8 protein-coding genes are annotated in these 8,962 nt (G+C 65.9%); 3 read left to right on the top strand and 5 right to left on the bottom strand.

All coding sequences use genetic code 11. From position 1 onward, the window contains the following. Nucleotides 1-71: 71 nt before the first annotated feature. Nucleotides 72-1,028, bottom strand: coding sequence for a biotin synthase BioB (bioB, locus tag HKL97_RS00385; protein ID WP_291421737.1), 957 nt, complete (start codon nt 1,026-1,028; stop codon nt 72-74). A gap of 66 nt (nt 1,029-1,094) precedes the next feature. Here bioB and bioD point away from each other — a divergent pair, with 66 nt between their 5' ends. After that, on the top strand, nt 1,095-1,784 hold the full coding sequence (gene bioD / locus HKL97_RS00380) for a dethiobiotin synthase (protein WP_291421734.1): 690 nt from the start codon (nt 1,095-1,097) through the stop codon (nt 1,782-1,784). Here bioD and HKL97_RS00375 read toward each other — a convergent pair. The 4 genes from HKL97_RS00375 to HKL97_RS00360 are packed head-to-tail and all read right to left on the bottom strand — an operon-like array spanning nt 1,762 to nt 5,890. Continuing rightward, nucleotides 1,762-2,532, bottom strand: coding sequence for an ABC transporter ATP-binding protein (locus HKL97_RS00375; RefSeq protein WP_291421732.1), 771 nt, complete (start codon nt 2,530-2,532; stop codon nt 1,762-1,764). The two genes, bioD and HKL97_RS00375, sit on opposite strands and share 23 nt — an antisense overlap. Next, complete coding sequence (locus HKL97_RS00370; RefSeq protein WP_291421730.1) at nt 2,529-3,314, bottom strand: ABC transporter permease; 786 nt, start codon at nt 3,312-3,314, stop codon at nt 2,529-2,531. The genes HKL97_RS00375 and HKL97_RS00370 overlap by 4 nt, the downstream gene beginning before the upstream one ends. Next, the gene (gene alr / locus HKL97_RS00365) at nt 3,311-4,381 is read right to left on the bottom strand and encodes an alanine racemase (RefSeq protein WP_291421727.1); all 1,071 of its coding nucleotides are present in this window, start codon (nt 4,379-4,381) and stop codon (nt 3,311-3,313) included. The genes HKL97_RS00370 and alr overlap by 4 nt, the downstream gene beginning before the upstream one ends. Nucleotides 4,382-4,405: 24 nt before the next feature. Next, complete coding sequence (locus HKL97_RS00360) at nt 4,406-5,890, bottom strand: replicative DNA helicase (RefSeq protein ID WP_291421725.1); 1,485 nt, start codon at nt 5,888-5,890, stop codon at nt 4,406-4,408. A gap of 89 nt (nt 5,891-5,979) precedes the next feature. Between HKL97_RS00360 and HKL97_RS00355 the strand changes: the two genes are divergently transcribed. Together HKL97_RS00355 and HKL97_RS00350 are read left to right on the top strand one after the other, a co-directional pair. Continuing rightward, a complete protein-coding gene (locus HKL97_RS00355; protein ID WP_291421723.1) occupies nt 5,980-8,547 on the top strand; it encodes a bifunctional acetate--CoA ligase family protein/GNAT family N-acetyltransferase in 2,568 nt (855 codons plus the stop codon). Between the two features lie 30 nt (nt 8,548-8,577). Next, nucleotides 8,578-8,769, top strand: a complete 192-nt coding sequence (locus tag HKL97_RS00350) for a YqaE/Pmp3 family membrane protein (protein ID WP_291421721.1) — start codon at nt 8,578-8,580, stop codon at nt 8,767-8,769. Nucleotides 8,770-8,962 lie beyond the last annotated feature (193 nt).

Here is an 8,962-nt window from a genome sequence, read left to right as displayed (position 1 = left end):
GCGCGGGGCTGGCGGGGCGGCCGCGCGCATTATTTTTTTGGCGCGCGGCCGCCCCGCCAGCCCCGCGCGCCTTATTCAGGCCGTATCCCCAGCTTGGCGAACAGCGCCTCGTCATGGTTCACGGTGGCGTTTTTCGTGGTCAACAGCTTCTCACCGTGGAAGATCGAGTTCGCCCCGGCCAGGAAGCACAATGCCTGGGCCTCGTCGCTCATCGCCTCGCGCCCCGCCGAGAGCCGGACATAGCTCTTTGGCATGGTGATGCGCGCGGCCGCGACGACACGCACGAAGTCGATCGCGTCGATCGGCTCGGATTTGGCCAGCGGCGTGCCCTCCACCGCCACCAGCGCGTTGATCGGCACCGATTCCGGCGGCACCGGCAGGTTTGCCAGTGTGGCGATCAGCCCGGCGCGGTCGCTCTCATCCTCGCCCATGCCGACAATCCCGCCGCAGCAGACGTTGATCCCGGCATCGCGCACATTCGCCAGCGTATCCAGCCGGTCCTGATAGGTGCGGGTGGTGATCACCTTGCCGTAATACTCGGGGGAAGTGTCCAGGTTATGGTTGTAATAATCGAGCCCGGCATCCTTCAGCCGCGCGGTCTGCGGCGCGGTGAGCATCCCCAGGGTCACACAGGTTTCCAGCCCGAGCGCCTTCACGCCCTCGATCATATCGCACACATGCTCCAGATCATGGTCCTTCGGGCCGCGCCAGGCAGCGCCCATGCAGAAGCGCGCCGCACCCTTCTCCTTGGCCGCGCGCGCCTCGGCCAGAACAGCCTCCACCGCCATCAGCCTGGAGGCCTTGGTTCCCGTGTCAGCCCCCGCCGCCTGCGGGCAATAGCCGCAATCCTCCGGGCAGCCGCCGGTCTTGATGGAGAGAAGGGTGGAAATCTGCACCCGCTGCGGGTCGAAATTCTCGCGGTGTACGCTCTGCGCGCGGTACATCAGCTCGGGAAAAGGCAGCGCCAGCAAGGCGGCAACATCCTCACGGCGCCAGCGTAGGTTTGTGACAATATGGCTGTCGGGCAAAAGCGGTCTCCTAACTGATTGCCTTGGAGGTTAAACCCATGCTTCAAAGGAGGAAAGAGTGGAACTATGGTCAGCTATTTTATTACCTCTACCGGCACGGACATAGGCAAGACCTACGTGACGGCTGGTATTCTCCGGGCGGCGCGCCGCGGCAGAAAGGCCGCAAGCGCAATCAAGCCTTTGCTGACCGGTTTTTCCCTTGACAACGCCACGCATTCGGACAGCGCCGTTTTGCTCGCCGCGATGGGCAAGGCCGTCTCACGGCAGAATATCGAGACCATCTCCCCCTGGCGATTTAGCGCGCCGCTGTCGCCCGACATGGCGGCCGCGCGCGAGGGGCGGCGGGTCGATTTTGCCCTGCTCACCAGATTTTGCCAGGTGGCCATCAACGCCGCGCCCGGCACCTTGCTGATCGAGGGGGTCGGCGGGGTCGCCGTGCCGCTGGATGAAAGCAGGCTGGTGTCTGATTGGATTTCAGCCCTGCGCATCCCCGCGATCCTGGTGGCCGGCACTTATCTCGGTACCATCAGCCATACCATCAACGCCGTGGATTTCCTGGCCTTCCGGGGGATCACGGTCGCCGCCGTGGTGTTGAGCGAAAGCGAGACGCCTGCGGCCAGCCTGGAAGAAACCGCCGCCACGCTGCGCCGCTTCATCAAACCGCCGATTCACATGATCCCGCGCGGCCACAACGAGCAGCCGTTCCAAGATCTGGCCGGCAGCCTGCTGGACCTTACCTACGCAGGGCCATCTTGATCGGCCCGTGCGCGCGGCCGTGGGTGAACTGGTCCACCACCGGGTCGGTGCTGGTCAATAACTCTTCCGCCGCGCCGGTCCAGCACACGCGGCCTTCATAGAGCATCGCCGCCCGGTCACCGATGCGCTGAGCGCTTGCCATGTCGTGCGTGATGGCGACCGAGGTGCTGCCCAGGCGCTTGACGCAATCGACGATCAGCTCGTCGATCACCGCGCCCATGATCGGGTCCAACCCGGTGGTCGGCTCATCGAAGAACATGATCGCCGGTTCGGAGGCGATGGCGCGCGCCAGCGCCACGCGCTTCTGCATGCCGCCCGAAAGCTCCGAGGGCGAGAGGGCGGCGACATTATCCGCCAGGCCAACCTGCGCCAGAACTTCAATCGCCTTGTCACGCGCGGCGGAACGGCGGATCTTGTTCTGCGCCAGCAGCCCAAAGGTGACATTTTCCCAGACCGGCAGGCTATCAAACAGCGCGCCGTTCTGGAACAGCATGCCGATCTGGGCGCGCAGCTCATGTGCCCGGCCGCGCGAGGCTTTCAGCACATCCTCGCCGTCGATCTCGATGACCCCGGAATCGGGCGTTACCAGCCCGATGATGGATTTGATCAGCACCGATTTGCCTGAACCCGAGCCGCCAATGACGACCATGCCGGTCCCCGGCATCACGTCGAGGTCGATCCCGTCGAGCACCTTCTTTTCGCCAAAAGCCTTTTTCAGCCCCCGGATGCGGATTTTCGGCTGGGTCATTTAACGAACAATACCTGGGTGAGAATATAATCCAGCGCCAGGATGAGGATCGAGGCGGTGACCACGGCCGAAGTCGTCGCGGCACCCACGCCCTGCGCCCCGCCCTTGGAGCGGTAGCCGTTGAAGCAGCCCATGAGCGAGATGATGAAGCCGAACACGGCGGCCTTGATCAGGCCGGAGACCACATCCTCTACCTTCAGGTGCGAGAAGGTGCTGATGAGATACGTCCCCGGGGTGAAGCCCAGCTTCTCGGTGGAGACCAGGAACCCGCCCATTACGCCCAGAATATCGGCAATGCCCACCAGCAGCGGCAGGGCTATAACGCCGGCCAGCAGCCGGGGAGCGACCAGATACTTCATCGGGTTGGTGGACAGGGTGGAGAGCGCGTCGATCTGGTCGGTCACCCGCATGGTGCCAAGCTCGGCCGCCATGGCGGCGCCCGCACGCCCGGAGACCATAAGCCCCGCCAGCACCGGCCCCAGCTCACGCGTGACCGAGAGCACGACGATGCTGGCAATCGCGCTCTCCGCGTTGAAGCGTGAAAACCCGGTGTAGGACTGCAAGGCCAGCACCATGCCGGTGAACAGCGCGGTGAGCGCCACCACGGGCAGCGAGTAGAAGCCGATTTCCATGAGGCTGCGCCAGATGAGCCGGGGATAATACGGCGGACGGAATACATGCGAGACGCCGGAGATCGCGAAAATCCCCAGCTCGCCCACGAACTCGACCGTGCCCAGCACCAGCGCGCCAAGGGCGGGGACCATGTTAAGGGGGAATTTCATGCGCCGATATACCGCCGCCGGTAACGGCGCCCCAGGGATGTGAGAATTTCATAGCCAGTGGTTCCCGCCTCGCGGGCCAGCTCATCAGGCCCATGCCCCGCCCCCAGCAGGCACAGCATGTCGCCGGGGGAGACTGGCAGGCCGGTCACGTCGAATGTTGTCAGGTCCATCGATACCCGGCCTACCAGGGGCACCGGGGTATCGTCAAAGCGCGCCGTCCCCGCGTTGGAGAGCGCGCGCAGATAACCATCGGCATAACCCACGCCGACCGTGGCGATACGGCTGGGGCGCCTGGCCACCCAGGTGCCGCCATAGCCCACGGCACCGCCGGTCATGACCTCATGAATTTGCAGAATCGGGGCGCTCAGGCGCACCACGGGGCGCATCGGGTTGGCGGCCGCTGGGGTAGGGTTCAGCCCGTACAGCCCAGCCCCCGGACGGGCGAGGCCGGAGGCGAAATCAGCCCCCAGGAACATGCCGGAGGTATTGGCGAAACTGGTTTTCACCCCTGGGAACTGACGCATAATCCCGGCAAAGGCCTGCGCCTGGCGCTGATTCACCGGCGCGCGCGGTTTCTCGGCGCTGGTGAGATGCGTGAGCACATACTCCACCCGCAGCCCTTGCAGCAGCGCCGCATCCTCACGCAGCACCGCAAGCTCCTGCGCCGAAAGCCCGAGGCGCGCCATGCCTGTATCGACCTGAAGGATTACCGGCAGCACCGCGCCGCGCAACGCCGCCTCGGCGCGCCACCAGCCCAGCTCATGCAGCGAGCCCAGCACGGGGACGATGCCCTGCGCATAGCAATCGCCCGTCTCCTCGGGCCGCAGGCCGTTGAGGGCCGCCAGCATCACGCCGGGCAGCAGCGGGCGCAGGGCCACAGCCTCGGCCAGATGCGCCAGGAAAAAATGCCGGCACCCCGCCGCCAGTAGCTTTGGCGCCACCTGCGCGGCACCCAGCCCGTAAGCATCAGCCTTAATAACCCCCGCCGTGGCGCCGGCGTGCATTGCCGCCAGCTTGCGCCAGTTCCAGGCCACCGCGGCGAGGTCGATTTCCAGCAGGGCGGTCAAAACGCGGGCTTACCCATGCCGGGCTTACTCATGTACAGTGTCCAAATCGGCGAACCGCGTGAACTCGCCCTCGAAAAACAGGTCAATCTTGCCGGTGGGGCCGTGGCGCTGCTTGGCCAAAATCAGCTCGGCCTTCTGGTACACGTTCTGCATGTCCGCCTTCCACTTCTCCATCGCCTCCTGGTACTTGTCCTCTCGTTCAAAGGCGACGATCTTGGGCTCTTTCTGCTGCAGGTAATATTCATCGCGATAGATGAACATCACCATGTCCGCGTCCTGCTCGATGGAGCCTGACTCGCGCAGATCCGAGAGCTGGGGGCGCTTGTCGTCGCGGCTCTCCACCGCGCGCGAGAGCTGGGAGAGCGCGATCACCGGCACGGCAAGCTCCTTGGCGATGGCTTTCAGCCCCTGGGTGATCTGCGAAATTTCCAGCACCCGGCTCTCCGGCCTGGTGCCCGCCGCCGGGCGCATCAGTTGCAGGTAATCGACGATCACCAGCCCGAGCCCGTTGGTGCGCTGCAGGCGGCGGCAACGCGTGCGCAGGGCGGAGAGCGTGATCGCGGGGGTATCGTCGATGATCAGCGGAATATCGGAAATCTCCCGGCTGACCTTCACGAAATTATCAAAATCGCGGGCGGAGATTTCGCCGCGGCGGATTTTATCGGCCGAGACGCGCGCCTCCTCGGCGAGCAGACGAGTCGCCAGCTGGTCGGCGCTCATTTCCAGCGAGAAGATGGCGACGCAGCCCTTGGCCATGGCGTTGGGATTGTCGACCCGCGCATTGGCGAGCAGCGCCTTGGCCGCGCCGAAGGCGATCTTGGTCACCAGCGCGGTCTTGCCCATGCCAGGCCGCCCGGCCAGGATGATGAGATCGGACGGGTGCATGCCCCCGGTGCGCTTGTTCAGATCGCGCAGCCCGGTATCGAGCCCGGAGACCGACCCCTGATTCTGGAAGGCTTTGGAGGCATTCTCGATGGCGGCGGCCAGAGCCTCCTTGAAGGTGAGTCCCTTGCCCTCGGCGCCGCCCTGCGTCGCCAGATTGAACAGCGTCTGCTCCGCCGCCTCGATCTGCATCGCGCCGTCCAGCTCCGGCTCGGCGCCGAACGCCCGGTTGACCACGACCTCGCCAATGTCGATCAACTGCCGGCGCAGCCAGGCATCGCGGATCAACCGCCCGTAATCCCCGGCGTTGATGATGCCCACCATCGCCGAGAGCAGCTGCGCCAGATAAGCGGTGCCGCCCACCTCGTCGAGAATGCCGCTATGTTCGAACTCGCCACGCAGGGTCACCGGATCGGCGATCTGCCCTGCCTCGCAACGCCGCGCGATGGCCTGGAAAATCCGCCCGTGCACCGGATCGGCGAAATGCTCGTGCGAGAGAAACTCCGAAACCCGCTCATAGGCCTTGTTGTTGGCGAGCAACGCGCCGAGCAGCGCCTGCTCGGCCTGGGTATTGCTGGGGGGCAACCGCTGGGAGAGGCCCAGCAGCGGAGGATCGATGGAATTCATGATCTACATCATAGCCTGAACCGCTGAGTCGCGGCAGTGGATAGTCCTGTGGATGAGCGTGTATAAGACGCAGGACAGGGGACACATCGATGGTGGTTGCAGCAATTCGGCATTTCGATCCGGCCCGCGTGTTCCACCCCGAATCGGTCAGCCTGAGCGGGAGCGCGACCGTGCTGGGGCGTCGGGTTCTGGCCAATTTGCGGGCCGCCGCATTCACCGGCAGCATCGCCACTGAAGCTGATGCGATGCAGGGCGCCGATCTTGCCCTTGTTGCCGATGACGCGGCGGATGTTCCCGCGGCCCTGGCGCGGCACGCGGCGGCGGGCGCGCGCGGCGCCATCGTGCTCTCGCAGGTTCCGGGCCTCGCCGCCATGGCCAGGGCGGCGGGTATCCGCGTGCTGGGGCCGCATTCCTTCGGCCTGATTGTACCCGGGCTCGGCCTCAACGCCTCTCCCTTCACCCTTGTGCCGCCGCACGGGCGGGCCGCCTTTGTCGGGCAGTCTTCCTCCATCGCGCGCACCGTCATCGACTGGGCGGTGCCAAATGGCGTCGGCTTCAGCCATTTCGCCGGAATCGGCGGCAATTCCGATGTCGGCTTCGGCCTGGTGCTGGATTATTTCTCCCGCGACCCTTCCACCACCGCGATCATGATGGAGGTGGACCGCCTGCGCGATCCGCCGCAGTTCTTCTCCGCCGCGCGCGCCGCCGCGCGGCTGCGCCCGGTGGTCGCCATCGCGCCCGGCGTGCGCCTGCCAGGCGGGCCGCAGGAGGCCATGCGAGATTTTCCCGCGGCGCTGGAGGCCGCGCTCTCGCGGGCGGGCGTGTTGCTCACTTTCTCAGTGGCCGAGTTCATCGCCGCGGCGGAGACCCTGACCCGCGTGAAGCCCGCGCGCGGCGATGCGCTGGCGATTGTCACCAATTCGGTCGCCATCGGCCGCCTTACCGCCGATGCGGCCACACGCGCCGGGCTGAACCTGGCCGAACTCAGCCCGCAAACCGCCCAGGCGCTTGCCCTGACACTGGGCAGCCTGCCGCCGCCGGGACCGATTTTTTCCGGCAAAACCCCCATCCGCCTGGCCGAGATCGCCGCCACGCTCTCCACCGCGCCGGAAGTCGGCGGGATTCTGGTGGTGCATGCCCCCGGCGGCAACGAGGACGACACCGCCATCGAGGCGCTGATCGCCTGCGCCAAGACCATAAAAGTGCCGCTGCTCATCGCCGCCCTGGGCGAGGCGCACGGGCTGGAACACCGCCACCGGCTGAGCGCCGCGCGCCTTGCCTGCTTTGATACGCCGGAGGCCGCCATCGCCGGGTTCCGCCACCTGCTGCGCAACCGGCATAACCGCGCGGCGGCGCGCGAACTGCCCGATTCCACCGTGCTGCGAATCGCCCCAGACAAAGCCGCCGTCGCCATGCGCATCCACGCCGCGCGCGCGGACGGGCATGAGGTGATCGTGCAGGACGAGGCTCTGGCGATCGTCGCCGCGTATAAAATCCCCGTCATCGCCAGCCGCCACGCCATGACCCCCGATGAGGCCGCCGCCGCCGCCGCGAAACTGGGTTTCCCTGCGGTGGTCAAACTCTCCCACCCGGACATTCCGACCAACCAGTTCGCGGGCTCGGTGGTGCTGGACCTGCCAGACGCCACCGCGGTGCATGACGCCGCGCGGGCGATTCTGCTCCGTCTCGCGCAGCAGGGCGCCGATGCCTCCCAGGCCGGCTTCGTGGTGCAGCAGCAGGCGCCGCGCGGCACGCAACTGCGCATCCGGGTGAGCGACCATCCGGTTCTCGGTCCTGTCATCGGCTTTGGCCCCGGCGGCGGCGACCCGGAGAATGTCTCGGAGCTTGGCGCCGACCTGCCGCCCCTTAACCTCACACTGGCACATGCGCTCATCCGCCGCGCGGCCATCGCCCCGGCTCTGGCGGCGCATCGCGGCGCGCCGGCGGCGGATGAGGAGGCCATTGCCGCCACGCTGGTGCGGGTCAGCCAGCTGATTATCGACACACCTGAAATCCTCCTGCTCGACCTTGACCCCATCTTCGCGCATGAGCATGGCGCCATCGCCGCCAGCGCGCGTATTTTGCTGCGCCCCCCCGGCACCGCGCGCGCGGCGCTGCTCATCTCCCCCTACCCCAGCGAGTTGAGCAGCCGCTACACCGCCAAGGGCCAAACCTTTGTATTGCGCCCCATCCGCCCGGAGGATGCCGATGCCCACACCGCGATGCTCGCGCGCTTCTCGGCCGAAGACATGCGCTACCGGTTTTTCTCGGCCATGCGCACCCTGCCGGTGGAGCAGGTCACCCGCATGACGGATGTGGACTACAAGCGGGAAATGGCGATCATCGCCGTGCGCGAGACAACCCAGGAGACCGTCGGCGTTGCACGCCTCGTCTGCGACGATACCGATGGGAAATCCGCTGAATTCGCCGTGGTGGTGGAACCCGCCGCCAAGGGCATGGGGCTGGGCAGCGAGTTGATGCGCGCCATCATCGCCTGGGGGCGGACCCGCGGGGTTGTGGAGATCACCGGCCAGATACTGGCCGATAACGCGCCGATGCTGGCCTTCATCAAACACCTGGGCTTCACGATCGGGCATATCCCGGGCGAGAGCGACATTGTGGAGGCGAGGTTACATCTGGAGCCGCAGCCGCTATAGCCGGGAAATCATCCCTGACAAGGAGCGTGCATGCGCCTGTTTCTCGCGATTTTTCTGCCCTGGCTGCAATTTTTCACCATCGGCCGCCCGTTTGCCGGCATCCTCTGCCTGCTGCTGCAACTCACGCTGATCGGCTGGATTCCCGCGGCTTTGTGGTCGGTCTACGCGCTCAGCCAATATAAAACCGGCGAGCAGATCAAACAGGCGATGCGCGGGAACTGATAACGCGGGGAAGCCCCTTGCCGCGTGCGGGGAAACATGCCAAAGGCTGCCCTCCCCTGCTGGGTGCGTGGCATCGCGCCCGGCTAATGCTCGCCCCGATTTTGGGGGGTCCAGACCCGGACCGGAGCTGAAACCAGCCGAAGGGAGTCACAATGCCGTTATATGAAACCGTGATCATTGCACGGAGCGAAAT

Origin of the sequence: Acidocella sp. (genome assembly GCF_013044125.1) — a bacterium.
Lineage (GTDB): Bacteria > Pseudomonadota > Alphaproteobacteria > Acetobacterales > Acetobacteraceae > Acidocella.
Note: the sequence above shows the minus strand (reverse complement) of the source record. Positions and strands in the feature narration are given on the sequence as shown.